The organism is Streptomyces sp. NPDC045998 (genome assembly GCF_056430285.1).
In genome coordinates, this window is sequence record NZ_JBWKLJ010000002.1 from 42868 (window position 1) to 63053 (window position 20186).

The 20186-nt window shown below is 74.3% G+C and carries 19 protein-coding genes; 8 read left to right on the forward strand and 11 right to left on the reverse strand.

Annotation, left to right across the window (positions count from 1 at the left end):
- Window positions 1–15: 15 nt before the first annotated feature.
- Both AC07FJ_RS05090 and AC07FJ_RS05095 read right to left on the reverse strand, forming a co-directional pair.
- The gene (locus AC07FJ_RS05090; protein ID WP_479045394.1) at window positions 16–1587 is read right to left on the reverse strand and encodes an alpha/beta hydrolase; all 1572 of its coding nucleotides are present in this window, start codon (window positions 1585–1587) and stop codon (window positions 16–18) included.
- A 114-nt stretch (window positions 1588–1701) separates the two neighbouring features.
- On the reverse strand, window positions 1702–2709 hold the full coding sequence (locus AC07FJ_RS05095; protein ID WP_479045396.1) for an Rv2578c family radical SAM protein: 1008 nt from the start codon (window positions 2707–2709) through the stop codon (window positions 1702–1704).
- 141 nt (window positions 2710–2850) lie between these two features.
- Between AC07FJ_RS05095 and AC07FJ_RS05100 the strand changes: the two genes are divergently transcribed.
- Complete coding sequence (locus AC07FJ_RS05100) at window positions 2851–3294, forward strand: SRPBCC family protein (protein ID WP_361415829.1); 444 nt, start codon at window positions 2851–2853, stop codon at window positions 3292–3294.
- Between the two features lie 242 nt (window positions 3295–3536).
- Window positions 3537–5870: an MFS transporter gene (locus tag AC07FJ_RS05105; RefSeq protein ID WP_479045398.1), complete on the forward strand. Its 2334-nt coding sequence runs from the start codon at window positions 3537–3539 to the stop codon at window positions 5868–5870.
- A gap of 13 nt (window positions 5871–5883) precedes the next feature.
- Here AC07FJ_RS05105 and AC07FJ_RS05110 read toward each other — a convergent pair whose 3' ends face one another.
- From AC07FJ_RS05110 to AC07FJ_RS05125, 4 genes are all read right to left on the reverse strand, one after another.
- Window positions 5884–6303 carry a peptidoglycan-binding domain-containing protein gene (locus tag AC07FJ_RS05110; protein WP_479045400.1) on the reverse strand — a complete coding sequence of 140 codons (420 nt, stop codon included), beginning with the start codon at window positions 6301–6303 and terminating at the stop codon, window positions 5884–5886.
- Between the two features lie 33 nt (window positions 6304–6336).
- Entirely contained in the window at window positions 6337–7389 is a 1053-nt protein-coding gene (locus AC07FJ_RS05115) for a peptidoglycan recognition protein family protein (RefSeq protein ID WP_479045402.1), read from the reverse strand.
- Window positions 7389–7640, reverse strand: coding sequence for a hypothetical protein (locus tag AC07FJ_RS05120; protein ID WP_479045404.1), 252 nt, complete (start codon window positions 7638–7640; stop codon window positions 7389–7391). The genes AC07FJ_RS05115 and AC07FJ_RS05120 overlap by 1 nt, the downstream gene beginning before the upstream one ends.
- 80 nt (window positions 7641–7720) lie before the next feature.
- Complete coding sequence (locus tag AC07FJ_RS05125; RefSeq protein ID WP_479045406.1) at window positions 7721–8092, reverse strand: peptidoglycan-binding domain-containing protein; 372 nt, start codon at window positions 8090–8092, stop codon at window positions 7721–7723.
- 335 nt (window positions 8093–8427) lie between these two features.
- Here AC07FJ_RS05125 and AC07FJ_RS05130 point away from each other — a divergent pair, with 335 nt between their 5' ends.
- The gene (locus tag AC07FJ_RS05130; RefSeq protein ID WP_479045408.1) at window positions 8428–12237 is read left to right on the forward strand and encodes a WD40 repeat domain-containing protein; all 3810 of its coding nucleotides are present in this window, start codon (window positions 8428–8430) and stop codon (window positions 12235–12237) included.
- Between the two features lie 49 nt (window positions 12238–12286).
- On the opposite strand, the gene AC07FJ_RS05135 is transcribed toward AC07FJ_RS05130, so the two are convergent.
- The gene (locus tag AC07FJ_RS05135) at window positions 12287–12847 is read right to left on the reverse strand and encodes a hemerythrin domain-containing protein (RefSeq protein ID WP_479045411.1); all 561 of its coding nucleotides are present in this window, start codon (window positions 12845–12847) and stop codon (window positions 12287–12289) included.
- A gap of 117 nt (window positions 12848–12964) precedes the next feature.
- On the opposite strand from AC07FJ_RS05135, the gene AC07FJ_RS05140 reads away from it, so the two are divergent.
- Window positions 12965–13489, forward strand: a complete 525-nt coding sequence (locus tag AC07FJ_RS05140; RefSeq protein WP_479045414.1) for a hypothetical protein — start codon at window positions 12965–12967, stop codon at window positions 13487–13489.
- 29 nt (window positions 13490–13518) lie between these two features.
- Here the strand turns inward: AC07FJ_RS05140 and AC07FJ_RS05145 are convergent, their stop codons facing one another.
- A complete protein-coding gene (locus tag AC07FJ_RS05145; protein WP_479045416.1) occupies window positions 13519–13953 on the reverse strand; it encodes a hypothetical protein in 435 nt (144 codons plus the stop codon).
- Window positions 13954–14050: 97 nt separating this feature from the next.
- Between AC07FJ_RS05145 and AC07FJ_RS05150 the strand changes: the two genes are divergently transcribed.
- Together AC07FJ_RS05150 and AC07FJ_RS05155 are read left to right on the forward strand one after the other, a co-directional pair.
- Window positions 14051–14491: a MerR family transcriptional regulator gene (locus tag AC07FJ_RS05150; RefSeq protein ID WP_479045419.1), complete on the forward strand. Its 441-nt coding sequence runs from the start codon at window positions 14051–14053 to the stop codon at window positions 14489–14491.
- On the forward strand, window positions 14488–15615 hold the full coding sequence (locus AC07FJ_RS05155; RefSeq protein ID WP_479045421.1) for a carboxylate-amine ligase: 1128 nt from the start codon (window positions 14488–14490) through the stop codon (window positions 15613–15615). The genes AC07FJ_RS05150 and AC07FJ_RS05155 overlap by 4 nt, the downstream gene beginning before the upstream one ends.
- 9 nt (window positions 15616–15624) lie before the next feature.
- On the opposite strand, the gene AC07FJ_RS05160 is transcribed toward AC07FJ_RS05155, so the two are convergent.
- Genes AC07FJ_RS05160 through AC07FJ_RS05170 form a run of 3 tightly spaced genes read right to left on the reverse strand, consistent with a single transcriptional unit; the run spans window position 15625 to window position 17748 of the window.
- Complete coding sequence (locus AC07FJ_RS05160) at window positions 15625–16326, reverse strand: 2OG-Fe dioxygenase family protein (protein ID WP_479045424.1); 702 nt, start codon at window positions 16324–16326, stop codon at window positions 15625–15627.
- A 25-nt stretch (window positions 16327–16351) separates the two neighbouring features.
- Window positions 16352–17053: a phosphoribosyltransferase gene (locus tag AC07FJ_RS05165; protein ID WP_479045425.1), complete on the reverse strand. Its 702-nt coding sequence runs from the start codon at window positions 17051–17053 to the stop codon at window positions 16352–16354.
- A 20-nt stretch (window positions 17054–17073) separates the two neighbouring features.
- On the reverse strand, window positions 17074–17748 hold the full coding sequence (locus tag AC07FJ_RS05170; RefSeq protein WP_479045428.1) for a dienelactone hydrolase family protein: 675 nt from the start codon (window positions 17746–17748) through the stop codon (window positions 17074–17076).
- Between the two features lie 214 nt (window positions 17749–17962).
- Here AC07FJ_RS05170 and AC07FJ_RS05175 point away from each other — a divergent pair, with 214 nt between their 5' ends.
- Window positions 17963–18796 (forward strand): M55 family metallopeptidase, encoded by an 834-nt coding sequence (locus AC07FJ_RS05175; RefSeq protein WP_479046887.1) that lies wholly within the window; start codon window positions 17963–17965, stop codon window positions 18794–18796.
- The gene (locus tag AC07FJ_RS05180) at window positions 18789–20150 is read left to right on the forward strand and encodes a M20/M25/M40 family metallo-hydrolase (protein WP_479045429.1); all 1362 of its coding nucleotides are present in this window, start codon (window positions 18789–18791) and stop codon (window positions 20148–20150) included. Before AC07FJ_RS05175 ends, AC07FJ_RS05180 begins: the two co-directional genes overlap by 8 nt.
- Window positions 20151–20186 lie beyond the last annotated feature (36 nt).

The following is a 20186-nucleotide window of genomic DNA, read 5'->3' on the forward strand; positions in this document are numbered from 1 at the left end:
GTCGACCAGCCCCCGTCAGACGCGGTGGGCCGGGTGGGGGAGCGGGGCGGCCGCGCGGGCCGTGCGGGGGCTCGGCTCCGGTGTCGCCGCGCAGACCGCGTCCGCGTCGGCGGCCGCGCCGGTGCCGGGGGCCGTGGCGCGGGGGACCTCGCCGGTTTGCAGGTAGCGCGCCAAGTGACCGTCGAGGCAGGCGTTGCCGGCCAGGGTGATCGCGTGGTTGCCGCCGCCCTGTTCGACGACCAGGCTGGAACCGCGCAGGGCGCGGCGGACGCTGACGCCGCCGCCGTACGGCGTGGCGGCGTCCTCCGTCGCCTGGAAGAGCAGTACCGGGGGCAGCGCGTCGTTCGCGACCTCCGGCGGGGTCTCCGACCCGACGGGCCAGAAGGCGCACGGCGCGTTGTACCAGGCGTTGTTCCAGGTGGAGAAGGGCGCCTTGGCGTGGACGGCCCAGTTGTCGCGGTGCCACACGCCCCAGTCGCGGGGCCAGGCGGCGTCCCGGCACTGCACCGCCGTGTAGACCGAGTAGCCGTTGTCGTCCGTGGGGTCGGACGCCGCCAGCGACTCGAAGGCCGACACGAGGGGCGCGGTGTCCTTCTCGTTGGCGTACGCGGAGAACGCCTCGGCGAGCGTCGGCCAGAAGCCGTTGTAGTAGCCGCCCGGCAGGTAGGTGTCCTCCAGCTCGGCCGGGCCCACCTTCCCCGCCGCCGGGGCCTTCGCCAGCGCGGCGCGCATCGCGTACCAGCGCGCCTCGACCTTCGCCGGGTCGGTGCCCAGGCGGTACGTCGCGTCGTGCCGCGCGACCCAGGCCAGGAACGCCTTGTGGCGGGCGTCGAAGGCGAGGTCCTGCGCGAGGTTGGCGTCGTACCACACCGCCCGCGGGTCGACGACGGAGTCCAGCACGGCCCGCCGCACCCGCTGCGGGAAGAGCTTGGCGTAGACGGCGCCGAGGTACGTGCCATACGAGTAACCGAAGTAGTTGATCTTCTCCGCGCCGAGGGCCCGCCGGATCACGTCCAGGTCCTTCGCCGCGCTGACCGTGCCCATGTGGCGCAGCAGGGAGCCGTACTTGTCGTCGCACGCCCGCGCGAAGGACGCGGCCCTGGTGAGGTTGGTGCGCTCGGTGTCGAAGTCGCGGGGCAGGGAGTCGGGGCGTACGGGTGCGAAGTAGCCCGGCTTGCAGTCGAGCGCCGGCTTGCTCGCGCCCACGCCGCGCGGGTCGAAGCCGATGACGTCGTACTGCGCGGCGACCTCGGCGGGCAGCGACGCCGCGACGAACCCGGCCATGGTGAGCCCGCTCGCGCCCGGGCCGCCCGGGTTGACGAGCAGCGGGCCCTGCGAGGTCTTCGCGGTGTGCGGGATTCGCGACAGCGCCAGCGTGATCTGCTCGCCGCCCGGGTCGTCGTGGTCCAGCGGTGCCCGGACCGTGGCGCACTGGAGCTTGGGGTACTGCTTGGTGGCGCACGCCTTCCAGCTGGGGGCCGCGGCTCTCGGCTCGGGGGTTCTGGGTTCCGCCGTGGAGGGGACGGCGGTGACGGCGCTCGCCATCACCGCCCCGGCGGCGATCAGCACTGCGGCGCGTTTCTGCATATGGCCTCCCGAGCCGGACGGAACGGTCCCTCGGCGGATCGTCCCCGCATTCCGGCCCGGAAGTCGGCTTCCGGTCAGACTTGACCCGATCAGAGGATCTGATCAGCAGTCCGTTCACAACAGGGTGAGCTGGGTGGGCTCCTCCGCGACCGGGACAGGGGGTACCTCACCCCGGCGACGGCCGGGCCCGATGCCGAACTCGTCGGCGAACTCGTGCACCTGACGGGTGATCCGGCGCTGGTACCACTTCGGGGCGTAGGCCCCGTCCGCGTACAGCCGCGCGTACCGACCCACCAGGTGCGGGTGGTGGCGGTGCAGCCAGGACATGTACCACTCGCGTGCGCCGGGCCGCAGGTGCAGGGCGAGCGGGGTCACGGAGACCGCCCCGGCGGCGGCGATCGCGCGGACGGTGGCGCGCAGCTGGTCGGGGTGGTCGCCGAGGAACGGGATGACCGGGGCCATCAGCACCCCGCACTCGATGCCGTGGTCCGTGAGGGTCCGTACGACGTCGAGGCGGCGTTCGGGCGCGGGCGTGCCCGGCTCGACGGTGCGCCACAGCTCGTGGTCGGTGAAGCCGACCGAGACCGAGATGGAGACGTCGGTGACCTCGGCGGCCTGGAGGATGAGCTCCAGGTCGCGCAGGAGCAGGGTGCCCTTGGTGAGGATCGAGAACGGGTTCGCCCGGTCGCGCAGGGCGGCGATGATGCCCGGCATGAGCCGGTATCTGCCTTCCGCACGCTGGTAGCAGTCGACGTTCGTGCCCATCGCGATGTGGGCGCCCCGCCAGCTCGGGGCGGCGAGCTGACGGCGCAGCAGGTCGGGGGCGTTGATCTTCACCACGATCTGCGAGTCGAAGCCGAGTCCCGTGTCGAGGTCGAGGTAGCTGTGCGTCTTGCGCGCGAAGCAGTACACGCAGGCGTGGGTGCAGCCCCGGTACGGGTTGACCGTCCATTCGAACGGCATGCGGGAGGCGCCGGGCACCCGGTTCACGATCGAACGGGCCCGCACCTCGTGGAACGTGATGCCCCGGAACTCGGGGGTGTCGAAGGTACGGGTGGTCACGGCGTCCGTGCCGAACAGCACGGCGTCGGCGGAGCGGTCGCTCAGATGGTCCCAGCGCATGGGCCAGAGAATAGAACAACTGTTCCCATGATCGCTTGCCCCGGTCGCTTGCCGGGCCCGTGGAGCCCCTCGATTTGGGCGTGTCCGGTCCAAGTGGTTGGCTGGGTCCCCCCTTATGGAACGAGTGCTGGAGGACAAGGCATGGCGCAGGTCGAGGCCACGACGGAGCGGGTCATCGCGGCGGACGCGGAGACGGTGTTCGACGCGCTGGCCGACTACAAGGACACCCGCGCGAAGCTGCTGCCCCAGCACTTCAGCGAGTACCAGGTGCGCGAGGGCGGCGACGGCGAGGGCACCCTCGTCCACTGGAAGCTCCAGGCCACCAGCAAGCGCGTCCGCGACTGCCTGCTGGAGGTGACCGAGCCCAGCGACGGACGTCTGGTGGAGAAGGACCGCAACTCCTCCATGGTCACCACCTGGACCGTCACCCCGGCCGGCGAGGGCCGCTCCCGGGTCGTCGTCACCACCGTCTGGAACGGCGCCGGCGGCGTCGGCGGCTTCTTCGAGCGCACCTTCGCCCCCAAGGGCCTGGGCCGCATCTACGACGAGGTGCTCGCCAAGCTGGCCTCCGAGGTCGAGAAGTAGGGCCTCCGGCGCAGATCGCTGATCGAGGTCACCGATTCGGGTGATCTTGCCGTCCGCTCCTCGGCGTTGCGTACGCCGGGGAGCGCGGCAAAGCCCCTGATGGCCGGGGGCCGCCCCCTCTTCCACGCCCGCCGTCACCCCAATTGAGCGGCTTGCTCCCGCTGAGCGCGCAATGCGAAGAATGGCGCCGCGTAGGCGTCCGAGCGGACGCCGGAGCGGACGCGACGGAGGGGAGCAGGTTCGTGGGTGGGATCACGCTGACCGATGACGAGCAGGCGGCCGCTCCCGAGGACGCGCCGCCACCCGGTCCGGACCACCCGGCCGACGCCCCCGCGCAGCGGCACGTCCGCCTCGTCTTCGCCGCGCTCGTACTCGCGCTGCTCCTCGCGGCGCTCCAGCAGACGGCCGTCGTCCCCTTCCTGCCGCGCATCGTCGACGAACTCGGCGGCGGCGCGCGGTCGGTGTGGGTGGCCGTAGCCCCCGTGCTGGCCGTCGCCGTGACCCTGCCCGTCCACGGCAGGCTCGGGGACCTGCGCGGCCGCAAGGGCGTCTTCCAGGCGGCCCTCGTCCTCTTCGTGGCGGGGTCCGCGCTGGCCGGCTGGTCCCGCACCATGGACCAGCTCATCGCCTGCCGCGCCCTGCAGGGCGTCGGCGCCGCCGGGTTGCTGGCCGGCGCGCACGCGATCACCGCCGACCTCGTTCCGGCCCCGGCCCGCGCCCGCTTCCTGGGCGTGCTCGGGGCGGCGCTGGGGGCCGCCGCCGTGGCCGGGCCGGCGGTCGGGGAGGCCGTGCGGGTCTCCTGGCGCTGGATCTTCTACGCCAACGCCCCCCTCGGTCTGCTGGTGCTGATCGTCGTCGGCGCCGGGCTGAGGCCGCTCCGGCCGCTCCGGCCGTCGTACGCGGACGAGCGCCGCCGCTTCGACGTCCTCGGCGCGCTGCTGCTGGGCGCCGCCTCCACCTGCCTGGTGCTGCTGGCCACCTGGGGCGGTACGCGGTACGCCTGGGACTCCCGCGTCATCCTCGGCCTCGCCTGCGGCGCCGCCGGAACGCTGCTGCTCTCCTTCGTCGCCGAGCACTACGCCGCCGAACCGCTCGTGCCGCTCGGGCTCGCACGCCCCCTCCTCGTCAGCGGACTCGTGGGCGCGCTGACCGGCACCGTGCTGTACGCGGCCGCCGCCTGGCTGCCGGCGCTCCTCGGGCCGCGGGGCGCGCTGCCGCCGCTCGTCCCGCTCGCGGGCGGCATCGTGCTGGGCTCGCTGGTCTCCGGACAGCTCATCGCCCGCACCGGGCACCACCGGATCCACCCGGTGTTCGGCTGCGCCGTCGCCGCCGTCGGCACGGGGCTGCTCTCCCGCCTCGAACCCGGCACTCCGGTCCTCGACCACAGCGTCTGGCAGGCCGTGCTCGGCACCGGCGCCGGCCTGGCGCTGCCCGCGCTCGTCGCCGCCGTCCAGCAGGCCGCGCCCCGCGCCGACCTCGGCGCCGCCACGGCCGCGCACTTCCAGGTACGGCTGCTCGGCGGCTGCCTGGGCGCCGCCGCCGTCTCCACCCTGGCCGGCGACGGAGGCGTCCAGGGACACGGCGGTGTGCCGCCGCGGTTCTTCGTCGTCGTCCTGGTGCCCGTACTCGTGCTGGGCCTGTTGTTCGCCTGCTTCCTCAAGGAGAAACCGCTGGTGTCCCAGAACGCCCCCACCGCGTCGACGGCCTCCGTTCCCGCGGCCCGCACCGCCGCTCCCGACCTCGCCCCCGCTCCTGCTCCTGCTTCCGCTTCCGCTTCCGACGGAGCCGGGTGGCCGTCCTCGCCGTACGGCTCCGGCGTGCCCGTCTGCGGCGCCGTCCAGCACTACGACGGCAGCTGCGTGCCGCGCGCCGCCCTCACGCTCGTCGACGGGCAGGGCCGGCAGATCGGGCGCGGGGCGAGCGGCGACGACGGCCGGTACGCGCTCAGCGTGCCGGGGCCCGGCGCGTACGTGCTGATCGCCGCGGCCCCCGGACACCAGCCGCAGGCCGTCAGCGTCACCGTCACCGCGGGCGACCGGCCCGTCGAGCTCGACATCGCCCTCGGCGGCGCCGGGCGCCTCGCCGGAACCGTGGTCACCGCCGACGGCACGCCCGTACGGGACGCCGCCGTCACCCTGACCGACGTACGCGGCGAGGTCGTCGCCGCCACGCGCAGCGGCCGAGACGGCGGCTATGTGATGGCCGCGTTGGTGGCGGGGGAGTACACCCTGGCCGCCAGTGCCCCGGACTTCCGGCCCGTCGCCCTGCCGGTGAGCGTCCACGCCTCCCGCGAGACCCGGCAGATCATCGAGCTGGCCGGCGGCGCGATGCTGCGCGGCACCGTACGGACCACCGGCGGCCGCATCGTGGAGGACGCGCGCGTGACGCTGCTCGACGCCGCGGGCAACGTGGTCGACACGCTCACCACGGGCCCCGACGGCGTCTTCCGCTTCGCGGACCTGTCGTCCGGCGCGTACACGGTCATCGCGTCCGGCTACCCGCCCGTGGCGACGGTGCTCCAGGTGGCGGGCGGCGGGCGCACCGAACGGGACCTCCAGCTCGGGCACGGCGACTGACGACAGGTCCGGATCAGGCGGCGGCCGGGTCGCCGCACTTCCGCAGCTCTCGCCAGGTGTTCGGGCCGACTTTCCCGTCGGGGGTGATGCCGTGGTCGCGCTGGAAGCGCTTGACGGTCGCTTCCAGGCCCGGCCCGAACACGCCGTCGAGGTCTGCGGCGTAGCCGCATTGCCGCAGCAGGCACTGGATTTCCAGGACCTTCTTCCCGGTCTCTCCCCGGATGGCCATGTCGCTGCCGGAGTAGTGGCCGCAGTAGCCCGGCAGGCTCGGCGCGGCGGCGACCGTCGGCCGGGGCGCGGCCGGGGGCGCGGTGGAGGCGCGGGCGGGCGTGGCCGTGACCGTGAGCGCGGCCAGGGTCGCGACGGCGAACGTGCCGATCCAGGTGCTGATCCGCGCGTGACCACGGCCGCGGGGCGTGGGCGAGGGGAGCAAGGCGGTCTCCTTTCGGTGTCAGGTGACTCGGTGTCAGGTGACGGGGGCGGACCAGGCCGCCTGCCAGGTCGCCGGCCCGACGATGCCGTCCGCGGTGAGCCGCTTCTCCCGCTGGAAGGCCAGGCACACCTCCCGCGACCGGCTGCCGTACACCCCGTCCGCGTCGAGGGACCAGCCCCTCTCGCGCATGCGGGCCTGCCACGTGGCCACCCCGGGGTGCCGGGTGAACGGCGGGTAGCTGAAGAGCACCCCGGGCCAGGGCGGTGCGTCCCGGTGGGAGCTGTCGCCGTCCGCGGGGGCGGTCACGGGGGCGCGCCAGGCCGCCTGCCAGGTGTCGCGGCCGACGACGCCGTCGACGGTGAGGCCCTTCTCCCGCTGGAAGGCGAGGCACACCCGGCGCGACTGCTCCCCGTACGCGCCGTCCACGTCGATGGTCCAGCCGCGCTTGCGCATCTGTTCCTGCCACGTCCTCGCGCTCCAGTGCACGGTGACGGGCGGGTACTGCAGCAGCACGCCCGGCCAGGGCACCTCCTGCCCGGGCGGAGGCGGTTCCTCCCCGCCCGGCCCCGGGGCCGTTCCCGGCTCGAACCGCCCGTCGCGCACATACGCGTAGAGGGCCCCGGGGCATTCCGTGGCCGTGAGATCGCGGTGCCCGACGATGCGGGCCCCGGCGCCGCCGAGGGAACGCAGGCCGGCGATGGCGGTACGGACCGCCTCGACCAGCCCCGTGGTGACGGGGTCGTAGCCGCCGGCCGTCCCGCCGGTCAGCGCGCACACCGCGTAAAAGCGGTCATTCGCGTCCTTGGTGCCGTTCGCCCCGGTCCTGACGCCGTATCCGCGCCCCTCGAACACATAGCCGTGCGGGCACGCCAGGAAGGAGTAGGCGATGTCGTCGTACTCCCCGCTCATATGGGTGTCCTGCACACTGCGCACCAAGGGAGCGCACTGGGCATGGCTTGCGAGGGCCAGCGGCCATTCGCCGATGTGGTGGACGGCCACACCGCCGTCCCCGGGCCGTATGTCGTGGGACACCTTCTTCGGGGCCTTGGCGCCCCATGCCGCACGGGTGACCAGCCGGGACGCCATCAGCGCTCGCCCCCGCCCGTGCAGTGGACCCAGCCGTTGAGCGGTTCGCGGGACACGCCCTCGGCGTACCAGTGGTCGGAGACGACCGGAATGATGGCGTCCGGATCCGTGGGCTTGAGCATGTCCCGCGTGCCGGGTCCGGCCGGAGAAGGCGTGGCGGCGGCAGAGGTCCGGGCGCCGCTCAGCGAGAACGCCGTGGCGGCGGTCGCCGAGCAGGCCGTCAGGAGGACGTGTCTTCGGGAGAGTCGCATGTGTCTCCTCGTGTCGAGGCGGGCTGGTCGAGGGCCGGGACCGGCCGGGGCAGCGCCCCGGCTGGTCCCGGCTCGTGTCGTCAGCCGCGCAGCGCCCGCCAGGTGTTCGGCCCGACCTTGCCGTCGGCGGCGAGCCCGCGGTCACGCTGGAACTTCTTGACCGCGCTCTCGGTGGACGGCCCGAAGTCGCCGTCGATGCCGGACGAGCCGATGCCGTAACCCCAGTAGTCACGCAGGAGGCACTGGATCTCCTTCACGTGGTTGCCCCGGTCACCGCGGTCCGCGTACTTGGTGCCGCTGTGGTAGCCGCAGTAGAACGCGGCGGCCGCCACCTGCTCACCGGAGGCCGAGGCGGGGGCCGGAGCCGGGGCGGCCATGGCCGAGGCGGCGCCGCCGAGGAGGAGCGCGCCGGCGAGGGCGGCGGGGACGAGACCACGCATCGTCTTGGTCATGAGTGCGTATCCCTTTCCATGCAAGAGGTGTCGTAGTACCGGAGGCACGCGACCGCGCTCCGGGTACCGCATGCCGTCGGACGACGGGCGGACGCTGCCGCGCCCCGTCCTCCGGCTCGACCGATCTTGTCGGGGCGGTTTTTGTTAAGCACCCCCTCACCTGGGGCTTTTCAATTCCGGGACGGCTGTCGGACAGGGGGTGGTCGAGCCGGGGCGGCCGGAAACGGGCCTTGTCACCGCTCCGCGCACCTTCGTACGGTGGCGGTCGATCTTGGGCCTGGCCGCTTCCCACAGGACGGCGGCGCGGCCCGGCACCGGGGGCCGAGGGGGCGGACGTGGGGCGTCGGGAGAAGCCGCTGGACCCGAACGCGGGGCCGGTGGAGCGGTTCGCCGCGGAGCTGCGGGCGTTGCGCGCGGCAGCGGGCGGGCCGACCTACCGGGCGATGGCGCAGCGAACGACCTACTCCGCTCCGGCCCTGTCCCAGGCCGCCTCGGGCGAGAAGCTGCCCACCCTCGCCGTGACGCTGGCGTACGTGGCCGCCTGCGGCGGTGACGCGGCGCGGTGGGAGAAGCGGTGGCGCGCGGCGGCGGAGGACGCGGCCGCGTCGTCCCGCGCCGAGGACGACGGCGAGGAACCGCCGTACCGGGGGCTGACCCGGTTCGAACCGGCCGACAGCGACGTGTTCTTCGGGCGCGAGGAACTGGTCGACGGGCTGATGGAGCTGCTGCGCACGCACCGGTGCACAGCGGTGCTCGGCCCCTCCGGCAGCGGCAAGTCCTCCCTCCTGCGCGCCGGTCTGATACCCCGTCTGCGCCAGGCCGACCTGCCGGAGGACCGCCCTGCCGCCCTGCGCATCCTCACCCCGGGCGACCGTCCGGCGCGCACGCACACCGACGCGCTGGAGCCGGCCGCCGGCGCGGGGGACACCTTCCTGCTGGTGGACCAGTTCGAGGAGGTCTTCACCCTCTGCACGGATCCCGCCGAACGAGCCGAGTTCCTCCGCCGTCTCCTCGCCGCCCGGGAACCGGGCAGCCGGCTGCGCGTGGTGCTGGGCGTGCGCGCCGACTTCTACGGCAGGTGCCTGGAGTACCCGGAACTCGTGTCCGTCCTGAAGGACGCCGCCCTGCCCGTGGGGCCCATGAGCCCGGCGGAGCTGCGGGAGGCGATCGTCAGACCCGCGACCGTACGCGGCCTGATCGTGGAACGTGCCCTCACCACCCGGTTGGTGTCCGAGACCGCCGGCGAACCGGGGGGCCTGCCCCTGCTGTCGCACGCCCTGCTGGAAACCTGGCGCCGGCGCTCCGGGCGCGTGCTGACCTTACGGGCGTACGAGGCGGCCGGCGGGGTGCACGGGGCGATCGCCAAGACGGCGGAGGACCTGTACGGGCGGCTGACCGCCGGGCAGCGCGCCGTGGTGCGCAGGATCCTGCTCCGGCTGATCACCCCGGGCGACGGCACCCCCGACACCCGCCGGCCCGCGGACCGCGCGGAGCTGCGGACGGACGGCCCCGGACGCACGGCCGATACGGCCGATACGTCCGGGGGCGACGGGGTGGACGAGGTACTGGAACGCCTGGCTCGCGCCCGGCTGATCACCCTGGACGGCACCGCCGTCCAGCTCGCGCACGAGGCGCTGATCACCGCATGGCCCCGCCTGCGGACATGGATCGAGGAGGACCGGCACCGCCTGCGGATCCTGCGCCGCCTCACCCAGGCGGCCGTCGCCTGGGACGACCTGGGCCGCGACGCCGGAGCGCTGTACCGCGGGGCGCGGCTGGACGAGGCGGAGGCACACTTCGGCGGGCCCGGCACGAGCGAGCTGACGGCGCTGGAGCGGGAGTTCCTGAAGACCAGCCGCGTCAGCCGGGCCCGGGAGCGCCGCCGCCTGCGCGGACTGGCCGGGAGCGTGTCCCTGCTCGTCGTCCTCGTCCTCGTCGCGGGCGTCGTCGCCTGGCAGCAGAACCGGACCAGCGAGCAGCAGCAGGCCCAGCTCACGGCCCGGCGCGTCGCCGCCCTCGCCGACAGCATGCGCCGCAGCGACCCCCGTACGGCGGTGCGGCTCAGCGTCGCCGCGTGGCGGATCGCCCGGACCCCGGAGACGTACGCCGCGCTGATGCGGGCGGCCACCCAGCCCGAGACCGACCTCTTCACCGCTCCGGCCTCCGGCGCGGCCACCCCCAAGGACATCTTCCTCAGCCCCGACGGCCGCACCCTGCGCCTGCACCGGGGCGACCGGCTGGAGGAGTGGGACGTCTCCACCCGGCGCCGGGCCGCCACCCGCGCGCTGCCCGGCGCCGGACCGAACCACTCGGTCACCCCCAGTCCGAGCGGCCGCTATGTCCTCGGCACCGATCCGATGGACGACGAGATCCTCGCCTGGGACACCGCCACGGGCACCCGCCGGGTCCTCGCCCACCTACCGGAGCGGCCGGTCGCGTTCCGCGCGTCGTGGGAGGGCTCCGACCACCTCGCCGTCCTGCTGCTGGACGCGGGCGTGCAGCTCTGGGACGTACGCGACGGACGCCGCGTCCTCGACCACTTCCCGGCCCCCGCCGTGGACGCGACGGCCTCCGTGCGCGTCGCCGTCAGCCCCGACGACCGTGCCGCCGCAGTGTGCGTCGGCAGCGCCCTGACACTGTGGAACCTTGCCCCTCCGGGACGCCCCGCCACCCCCGCGAAGACGCACACGATGCGGGCCGACTGCGCAGAGCTCTCCCTGGGCTTCACCCCCGACGCCAGGGCCCTGGCCCTCCTCGACCCCGAGGGCATCCGGCTGATCCACCCCGCGACGGGCCGGCTGCGGGCCCGCGTCCTGCGAACGGGCCTCCGCGAGTTCTCCTTCAGCGCCGACTCCCGCTACCTGGCGGCGCTCGGCGAGGACGAAGCGCTGCTGTGGCGCACGGACGCCCTGACTCCGCCCGTCCCGGCCTCCCCCACCAGCCTTGTGTCCATCGGGCCGGGGGCCGACCCTCCGCCCGTCTTCCGCTATCCCCTGGCCGGTGAGGCGGCCACGGCGCTCACGATCGACGCCTCCGGCGGAACCCTGCGGTACCTGACCTCCGACGGCGGCCAGGAGGCGGCCGTACGCACCCTCGTCCCCGGCCTGGCCCTGACCACCCGGACCTGGCACGCCACCCCTCTGCGGTCCGCGCGCTTCGGGCCCGGCGCCCGTCTGCTGCTGACCGAAAGCCATCAGGCGGGGACGGCACGCTTCCGGCTGCGCGACCTGGAGGGCGGGACTCCACCGGTCAGCCTGCCGAGCCTGCCCCTGCCGGCCGACCCGAGCGTCGACGAGGGCTACACGACGCGCCTCAACTCGTTCAGCCCCGACGGCACATGGCTCACGTACGGTACGACGCACACCAGCGCCCAGCCCGCGAGGCTCTGGAGCGTCCGCCACCGCCGCGGCGAGGGCACCCTCACCGAGCCGGGCGGCCGGGGACCGCTCATCGCCGTGCTCCTGGCCGGCAACCCCGGCCGGACGAAGAAGCCGCCGGCGTACGCCGCCTCCCCGAACGGAGTGTGGGACCTGGCCCGAGGGAGGAAGCTCGCCGACGGGGAGGACGCGGAGACGGGCCATTCGGCTCTCGCCCTCCGGCCGCCCGGCGACAGGCTGGCCGCCGGAACCGGGACGGTCGTCGAGCTCCCGCGCGGCGCGCTGTCGCACCAGGCATGGCGAGGAGGGCGGGACAACCCCCTCGCGTTCAGCCCCGACGGCGCACTGCTGGCCGTGGGCACGGGCGAGGGGCACGTCGCCCTGTGGGACGGCACGGGGCACCGGCGTCTCGGCGTCCTCGCCCCGCTCACGGCCGGCGCCCCGGGGGCGGTCACCACCCTGACGTTCTCGCCCGACGGCCGCACCCTCGCCGTCGGAGACACAGCGGGGACGGTGCGGCTCTGGGACGTACCGTCCCACCAGCCCGTGGGCGCCGCGCTGCCCGGGCCGGGTGACGCCGTCCTCGACCTCGCCTTCGATCCGACGGGCCGAAGGCTGCACGTCGCGGGAGCCCACACGCAGGCCCGCGTGCACGACCTGGACGCCGAGACCGTCGTCAAGGCCCTCTGCCGCCGCGCCCCCACCCCGCTCACCCCCGCGGAATGGGCGGCCCTGGTCCCCGACGCCCCCTACCGGGGAACATGCTGAGGGCCGCCCGGAAGTCCACCGGGCGGCCCAGGGCGCGAAGACGAGGGGCTCAGCTCTTGCCGCGGCCGGACATCATGTCGCGGAGGCGGTCCACCATCCCGGCGCCCGGGGCGAGGAGCTTGTTGGCCGGAGGCTTGTCCGGGGCCGAGGGGTGCGGGCGCGTCGGGGCGGTCTTCTTCGCCTGGCGGATCTTGTCGCCCAGCTCGTTCAGCATCTCGGGGGTGCAGGCGTCCCGCAGCCGCGGGAAGAGGTTGTTCTCCTCGTCCACCACGTGCGCCCGGATCTCCGTCATGAGCTTGTTCATGAGCATGTCGAAGCGGGGGTCGTCCGCCGCGCAGCCCTCCAGGTCCTTCATGGTCTGCTCGGCGGCGGCGTGGTCGCGGAGCTCCTTGTCGGCGAGGGCGTCACCCCCGTCGATGTGCTCGCGCACCGCCGGGTAGAGGTACTCCTCCTCGGCCACCGAGTGCCGGACCAGCTCCATGGTGACCTGGTCCGCGTACTGCTTCCGCTGTTCGTCACCGGACGGCAGTTCCTCGATGGTGCTGAACAGTTCCTCCACCTCCTCGTGGTCGCTGGTCAGCTCCGCGATCACGTCTCCGCCGTGTCCCATGACCTCACTCCTCTGCGCGGTGTGCGGGAATCCGGATGCCCATGATGTGGTTCAGGCCACGCACTTCCCGTGAGCCACGCCATTTGTCGCCGCGAATGGCGGCGATAGCGTTCCGGCGTGACCGCAGACCACCTCACCCCGCTCATCACGGCGACCGCGCAGTGGCTGACCCGCGCCTACCCGTCGGGCGGCGGCGCGCTGGAGTCCGCCCTCGCCGGCGTACAGGCGCGGCAGGCCGTGACCGTCGCGGCGTGGCTGCGCTACCCCACCGACCTGGACGCGGCGCTCGTCGCCATCGCCGGGCCGGGCGGCTCGGCCCGGCTCGACTGGGTCACCGGCGCGGACGACGCCGACGCCGACACCTATGCCTGGCGCACCTGGGTCGACGAGGTCGTCGCCAGCTGGGCGGCGGTCCTGCTCAGCACCCCGGGGCTGGCCGCGACCGCCATGGACGCGCTGGCCGCCTGCGGCCGCCTGACGGGGGCGCCCGTCGACTTCCGCCGCCTGGTCACGCCCGACGAACACGACCGGCGCGCCGCCGCGCTGCTGCGCCACCCCGACCTGCTCGCGCCGATAGCGGACCTGCACCGCACGGAGCTCCTGGACCGCCTGGAAGCCGGGGTCGGCGAGCACGCGCGGTAGCCCCTGCGCGGCCGCTCCCCGAGGGGCCGTCACCGAGCGGCTACATGGAAGGCGGCATTCCGTCGCCACGGGACGAGCTGGACGATTCCCCAGGCCACCTCGACGGTGAGGAACAGCCACAAGACCCGCGAGGCCCCGTGGGCGAGCGCGTACGCCATCCACGCGGAGAACAGGACGCGCGCGACGCCGTCGAACAGTCCGTGCACCGGCAGCGACCGGAAGAGGCGCAGAAGGGCCCAGACGAGCACGACCGAACCCATCAGGTTCGCGTAGAGGGTCTGCCACGGGTCGAGTGCGGGCAGCAGGCCCAGGCCCAGTGCGCCGCCCAGCGAGGAGAGGGCGTCGTGCACCAGCGTGTACGTCCACGGTGTGGCGAATCCGGCGGTGACGACGAGGTCGTACCAGGCACTCGCGCGTACGACACGAAGATAGGTCGGACCTGCGGGGTCGACGAGACGACTCATGACGGGACTCCTGCTGCTCTGGTGTCAGGGACGCCTCACGCTAAACAGTGGAGTACGGTCCAAGGTCAAGTTCATCGTCCGAAGGGGGAGCAGGGGCATGCGCATCGGGGAGCTGGCCGCGCAGACGGGGATGACCAGGGACACGATCCGGTTCTACGAGAAGGTCGGCCTCGTCGAGGGCCGGCGCCTGGCCAACGGCTATCGCGACTTCCCGCCCGAGGCGGTGGCGTGGCTGCACTACGTCCGCACCGCACAGACCCTCGGATTCTCGCTGGCGGAGATCGCGAGGACCGGCGAGGAGCTCCGCGCGGCGCCGGACGCCGCGGAGGCGCTGTCCGCGCTCTTCGAGGAGAAGATCGGGATCGTCGACGCGCGGATGGCCGAACTCGCCACCCTGCGGGCCGAACTCTCCGCGCGCGTGGGCACCGGTTGTCCGTTGCGGGCGGCCGGCCACCCTGGTGAGGGTCCTCCGGCCCGAGGCCGGATGCGGCCGGCTGGGGCGACAACGCCGCCGAAGGGCGCGATGCTGAATCCGTGAACAGCCCGGACTTCGGCGAGCCGCCCACGGTCGGGGTGGAGGAGGAGTTCTTCCTCGTCGACCCGGCCGACCACAGCGCGACCGCGGCCGGTACGCGCGTGGTCGCGCGCGTCCCGCCCCCGCTCGCGGAGAGCGTCTCGGGGGAGTTCACGGAGTACCAGGTCGAGGGGAAGACCGCGCCCTGCACCCGCCTGGACGAGCTGCGCGCCCAGCTGCTCGCCGTCCGCGCCGGCCTGGCCGCCGCCGCGCGGGCCGAGGGCCTGCGCCTGTGCGCCTCCGGCACGCCGGTCATCGGCGGCGACGGCGGGCGCGCCGACATCGCCGGCCATCCGCGCTACGGGGCGGGGGCACGGCAGTACCGCGCGATGCACGACGACTTCGCCGTCTGCGCCTTCCACGCCCACGTCCACCTGCCCGACCGCGAGACGGCCGTCCTCGTCGGCAACCACCTGCGGCCCTGGCTGCCGCTGCTCGTCGCGATGAGCGCCAACTCGCCCTTCCACCAGGGCCGGGACACCGGCTACGCCAGCTGGCGCTCCGTGATCCGCGGCCGCTTCCCGTGCCTCGGCCCGCCGCCGTACGCCGACTCGCTCGCCGATCACGAGCGGATCGCCGCCGCCATGGCGGCCAGCGAGGCGATGCTGGAGCCCGGCATGCCGTTCTGGGACGTACGGCCCAACCCGCGCCTGCCGACGGTCGAGGTCCGCACGATGGACGTCCTGTCGGACGTGGACGACACGGTGGCGCTCACGGCGCTGATCAGGGCGCTCGTCGCGACGGCCGCCCGGCGCGTGGCGGCCGGCGACCCGGGGCCCCGCGCCGGCGCCGAGCTGCTGCGCGCGGCGTACTGGCGCGCCGCGCGGGACGGCTGGTCCGGCCACGGCGTCGACGCGCTGACCGGGCGCGTGCTGCCCACGCCGGTCCAGGCGCGGCGCCTGGTCGAGCACGTGGGCCCCGCCCTGCGCGCGTACGAGGACGAGGGCGAGGTCGCGGCCTTCCTGCGGCGGCTGGAGCTGCGCGGGTCCGGTGCCGAGCGCCAGCGGGCCCGCCTGGCCGCCGAGCCGCGCCTGGGCGCGGTGGTGGAGGGCCTGGTCCGCGACACGTGCCCGGACGCCGGCGTGTGAGGCGGGGTCTCAGCCGGGCGGGAGCAGCGTCGTCACCAGGACGTCGCGGCGCGCGGGCCGCTCCGGGGCGAGCGGGCGGATCGGGGACACCTCGTGGAGGGTGCGCCGGTCGTCGCCCAGCAGCAGGCTGCCCGGCTCGTCGAGCGTCGTCGTCAGGAGGTGCTCGCCGTCGGCGCCGTACACCGAGCTGGCGCCGCCCGTGGCGTTCTCGCGGCCGATCAGCAGCGAGGTGACGAGCGTGACGCCGTCGCGGTGCCGTCCCTCGGGGGTGGGCTGTCCGTCCTGTCCGGCGGAGGCGAGCACCCGGAAGGGGTGCACCTTCACCTGCCACTCGTCCCGGTCCTCCAGACAGCTCGCCACCCGCCCGAGCAGCCGGATCAGGGACGCCAGCAGGGGGTCGGCGGTGAACGCGTCGGTCAGCGGCTCGAAGTGCCGGTCGACGCCGACGTACATCGGGTTGCTGGCCTCCGGCTGGACGAACGCGTCGTGCGGCCGCGGGGTCAGCCGCCCGTCGCGCGTCAGGGCGAAGGTGCCGTACCGGCGCATCCGCACCGTGCCGCTCTCGGCCGCGTACGGGTCCGGCGCCAGGTCGTCCCAGTGGGCGGCGAACCGCGCCCAGCCCGCCGCGTCCGTGCCCACGCACGCGGACACCTCGGCCGGGTCCATCGGATGCGTGCCGGTCGACAGCAGGGCCCGCCGGGCTGCTTCCACGGGCGCCTCCGCGCCTCTCCTCATGTCACTCAACACGTCCCCCATCGTCCGCCGACCCGTCGCCCGCCGCATCCCCGCGCGGCTCGCGCGCCGCGCTCAGGATGCGGATCACCTCGTCGTCGCCCACCTGGTCGAAGTCCAGGTACCACTGGCCCACCGACGAGAACGGCCGCGGCTGGTGCAGCCAGACCAGGTCGTCGGCCTCCGCGCCCACCAGCTCCGCCGCCTCGCGCGAGCACACCGGCACGGCCATGATCAGCTCGGCCGGCTCCAGGCCGCGCGCGGACCTGAGCGCCGCGCGGGCGGTGACGCCGGTGGCCAGGCCGTCGTCGACCAGGACGACCGTGCGGCCGTGGACGTCCGGCATCGGCCGGCCGCCCCGGTAGAGGTCCTCGCGCCGGCGGAGCTCGGTCCGTTCGCGCGCCACCGTCGGCCCGAGGCGGTCCTCACTGAGGTCCAGCATGGCCAGCGTCCGCTGGTCGTACAGCGGCGGCCCGTCCCCGGCCACCGCGCCGACGCCCAGCTCCGGATTGAACGGCGCGCCGATCTTGCGGACGACGAGCACGTCCAGCGGCGCTCCCAGCGCCGTCGCGATCTCGACGGCGACCGGCACCCCACCGCGGGGCAGGGCCAGCACCACCGGATCCGTCAGCCGGCCCTCGCGCTGCCGGCCGGCGAGCCGGGCGGCGAGTTCGCGCCCGGCCTCGGTGCGGTTCCGCAGGAGCACGGCTCCCTCACCTCCCTCGCTCACTGCCCTCCCGCCCCGCCCGGCACGGCCATCTGCCCGAACCACTCCCGCGCCGCCGCCGCGACCTCCTCCAGGGCACCCGGCTCCTCGAAGAGGTGCGTGGCACCCGGCACCACATGGATGCGGTACGGGGCGCTCAGCCGCTCCGCGGCCTCCTCGTTCAGCCGCAGCACCTGGTGGTCCTCGCCGCCGACCACCAGCAGGACCGGCGCGCGCACGGCGGGCAGCACCGCGTCGCCCGCCAGATCCGGCCGCCCGCCCCGCGACACCACGGCCCGGACGCCGTCCGGCCGCTCGGCGGCCGCCACCAGCGCCGCCGCGGCCCCGGTGCTCGCGCCGAACAGCCCCACCGGCAGCCCCGCCGTGTCCGGCTCCGTACCCAGCCAGTCCACCGTCGCCGTCATCCGCCGCCCTAGCAGCGCGATGTCGAAGCGCAGCTCCGCGGTGACCATGTCGACACGCTCCTCCTGCTGGGTGAGCAGGTCGAGGAGCAGGGTGCCGAGCCCCGCCTCCCGGAGCGCCTCCGCGACCGCCCGGTTGCGGGGGCTGTGCCGCGAGCTGCCGCTGCCGTGGGCGAAGGCCACCACGGCCCGCGCGTCCGCCGGGAGCGCCAGGTCGCCGACCAGGGGCGCGTCACCGGCGTCGATACGGGCGGTCCGCGATGCCGTCGTCATGGCCCACACCTCCGTACAGCCCGTCCAGCCCACGTCCGTCCGGCTCTCCCGCCGCCCGGGGTACCCAGAGGTGGGCGTGACATGCGGTACGCGGGGTCTGTTTCGGGGCCCGGGGCGGTCGGTAGGGTCGGACCTCTCCCCGCACGGAGCACGGAACGCACGCGACGCACCAGCACGGAACGCACGACGGAACGGAGTGGCACGCCAAGTGGGCTTGAAGATCCTCATCAGCGCCGACATGGAGGGCGCCACCGGCGTCACCTGGCCGGCCGACGTGCTGCCGGGCACACCCCAGTGGGAGCGCTGCCGCGCCCTGTTCACCTCCGACGTGAACGCCGCGGTCCTCGGCTTCCTCGACGGCGGCGCCGAGCGCGTCCTGATCAACGAAGCCCACTGGACCATGCGCAACCTGCTGCTGGAACGGCTCGACGAGCGCGCCGAGATGCTCACCGGCCGCCACAAGTCGCTGTCCATGGTGGAGGGCGTCCAGCACGGCGACGTCGACGGCGTCGCCTTCGTCGGCTACCACACGGGCGCCGGCACCGAGGGCGTCCTCGCCCACACCTACCTCGCCAACTCCATCACCGGCGTCTGGCTCAACGGCGTGCGCGCGAGCGAGGGCCTGCTCAACGCGCAGGTCGTCGCCGAGTACGGCGTACCCGTCATCCTCGTCACCGGCGACGACCTGACCTGCGACGACGCGCTCGGCTACGCGCCCGAGGCCCGCAAGGTCGCCGTCAAGGACCACGTGTCGCGGTACGCCGCGGTGTGCCGCACCCCCACCCGTACGGCCGCCGACATCCGCGCCGCGGCCAAGGAGGCGACCGCTCTCGCCGTACGGTACGAACCGGTGCGCGGCGGGCCGTTCACCGTGGAGCTGGAGTTCGACGCCGAGCACCTCGCGGCGGCCGCCACCGTCGTACCCGGCGTGGCGGTGAGCGGGGAGCGGCGGGTGGCGTACACCAGCGAGACGATGTACGAGGGCATCCGCGCCTTCAAGGCGGTCACCACGATCGTCTCGGCCGCGGTGGAGGAGCAGTATGGCTGACGTGACGTCCCTGGGCACCCCGGAGAACGGGCCCTTCGACACCGATTCGGAGGCGCTCGACGAGGTCGTGACCTTCACCTCCGAGCTCATCCGGATCGACACCACCAACCGCGGCAGCGGCGACTGCCGGGAGCGGCCCGCCGCCGAGTACGTCGCCGAGAAGCTCGCCGAGGCCGGCCTGGAACCGGTCCTGCTGGAGCGCACGCCCGGCCGCACCAACGTGGTGGCGCGGATCGAGGGCACCGACCCGTCCGCCGACGCCCTCCTCGTCCACGGCCACCTCGACGTCGTCCCCGCCGACGCCGACGACTGGGACGTGCACCCCTTCTCCGGCGAGGTCCGCGACGGGCTGGTGTGGGGCCGGGGCGCCGTCGACATGAAGAACATGGACGCGATGATCCTGGCGGTCGTCCGCGAATGGGCGCGCCACGGCATCCGGCCCCGGCGCGACATCGTCATCGCGTTCACCGCCGACGAGGAGGCCAGCGCCATCGACGGCGCGGGCTACCTCGCCCGCCACCAGGCGCACCTCTTCGAGGGCTGCACCGAGGGCATCGGCGAGTCCGGCGCCTACACCTTCCACGCCGGGCCCGACCTCGCGCTCTACCCCATCGGGGCGGGGGAGCGGGGCACCGGCTGGGTCAAGCTCACCGCCGAGGGCCGGGCCGGCCACGGCTCCAAGGTCAACCGGGAGAACGCCGTCAGCCGCATCGCGGCGGCCGTCGCCCGCATCGGCGAACACCAGTGGCCCGTCCGGCTCACCCCCACCGTGCGCGCCGCGCTCACCGAGATCGCCGCCCTGTACGGCATCGAAGCCGACGTCGACGCGCCCGACTTCGACGCGGACGCGCTGCTGGCGAAGCTCGGCCGGGCCGCCGCCCTCGTCGAGCCGACCGTCCGCAACAGCGCCAACCCGACCATGCTGCACGCCGGTTACAAGGTGAACGTCATCCCGGGGACCGCCACCGCCCACATCGACGGGCGGTTCGTCCCCGGCGGCGAAGACGAGTTCGCCGCGACCATGGACCGGCTCACCGGCCCGGACGTCACGTGGGAGTTCCAGCACCGGGAGATCGCCCTCCAGGCGCCGGTCGACTCGCCGACGTACGAGAAGATGCGCGCCGCGCTGCTGCACTTCGACCCGGACGCGCACGTCGTGCCGTTCTGCATGTCCGGCGGCACCGACGCCAAGCACTTCGCCCGCCTCGGCGTCACCGGCTACGGCTTCTCCCCGCTGAGGCTGCCCATCGGCTTCGACTACCAGGCGCTCTTCCACGGCGTCGACGAGCGCGTCCCCATCGAGGCGCTCCACTTCGGCATCCGCGTCCTCGACCGCTACCTGCAGACCGCGTAAACGCGTAAGACCGCGCGACACAAGAACATGTGAGGG

What these genes read in the sequence shown, in the direction of transcription:
- AC07FJ_RS05115 (WP_479045402.1), bottom strand. Translation starts at nt 7,389, where the DNA reads ATGGCGTCCCGGCTGGTCACCCGTGCGGCATGGGGCGCCAAGGCCCCG.
- AC07FJ_RS05170 (WP_479045428.1), bottom strand. Translation starts at nt 17,748, where the DNA reads ATGACGACGGCATCGCGGACCGCCCGTATCGACGCCGGTGACGCGCCC.
- AC07FJ_RS05090 (WP_479045394.1), bottom strand. Translation starts at nt 1,587, where the DNA reads ATGCAGAAACGCGCCGCAGTGCTGATCGCCGCCGGGGCGGTGATGGCG.
- AC07FJ_RS05150 (WP_479045419.1), top strand. Translation starts at nt 14,051, where the DNA reads ATGCGCATCGGGGAGCTGGCCGCGCAGACGGGGATGACCAGGGACACG.
- AC07FJ_RS05120 (WP_479045404.1), bottom strand. Translation starts at nt 7,640, where the DNA reads ATGCGACTCTCCCGAAGACACGTCCTCCTGACGGCCTGCTCGGCGACC.
- AC07FJ_RS05145 (WP_479045416.1), bottom strand. Translation starts at nt 13,953, where the DNA reads ATGAGTCGTCTCGTCGACCCCGCAGGTCCGACCTATCTTCGTGTCGTA.
- AC07FJ_RS05125 (WP_479045406.1), bottom strand. Translation starts at nt 8,092, where the DNA reads ATGACCAAGACGATGCGTGGTCTCGTCCCCGCCGCCCTCGCCGGCGCG.
- AC07FJ_RS05100 (WP_361415829.1), top strand. Translation starts at nt 2,851, where the DNA reads ATGGCGCAGGTCGAGGCCACGACGGAGCGGGTCATCGCGGCGGACGCG.
- AC07FJ_RS05180 (WP_479045429.1), top strand. Translation starts at nt 18,789, where the DNA reads ATGGCTGACGTGACGTCCCTGGGCACCCCGGAGAACGGGCCCTTCGAC.
- AC07FJ_RS05095 (WP_479045396.1), bottom strand. Translation starts at nt 2,709, where the DNA reads ATGCGCTGGGACCATCTGAGCGACCGCTCCGCCGACGCCGTGCTGTTC.
- AC07FJ_RS05135 (WP_479045411.1), bottom strand. Translation starts at nt 12,847, where the DNA reads ATGGGACACGGCGGAGACGTGATCGCGGAGCTGACCAGCGACCACGAG.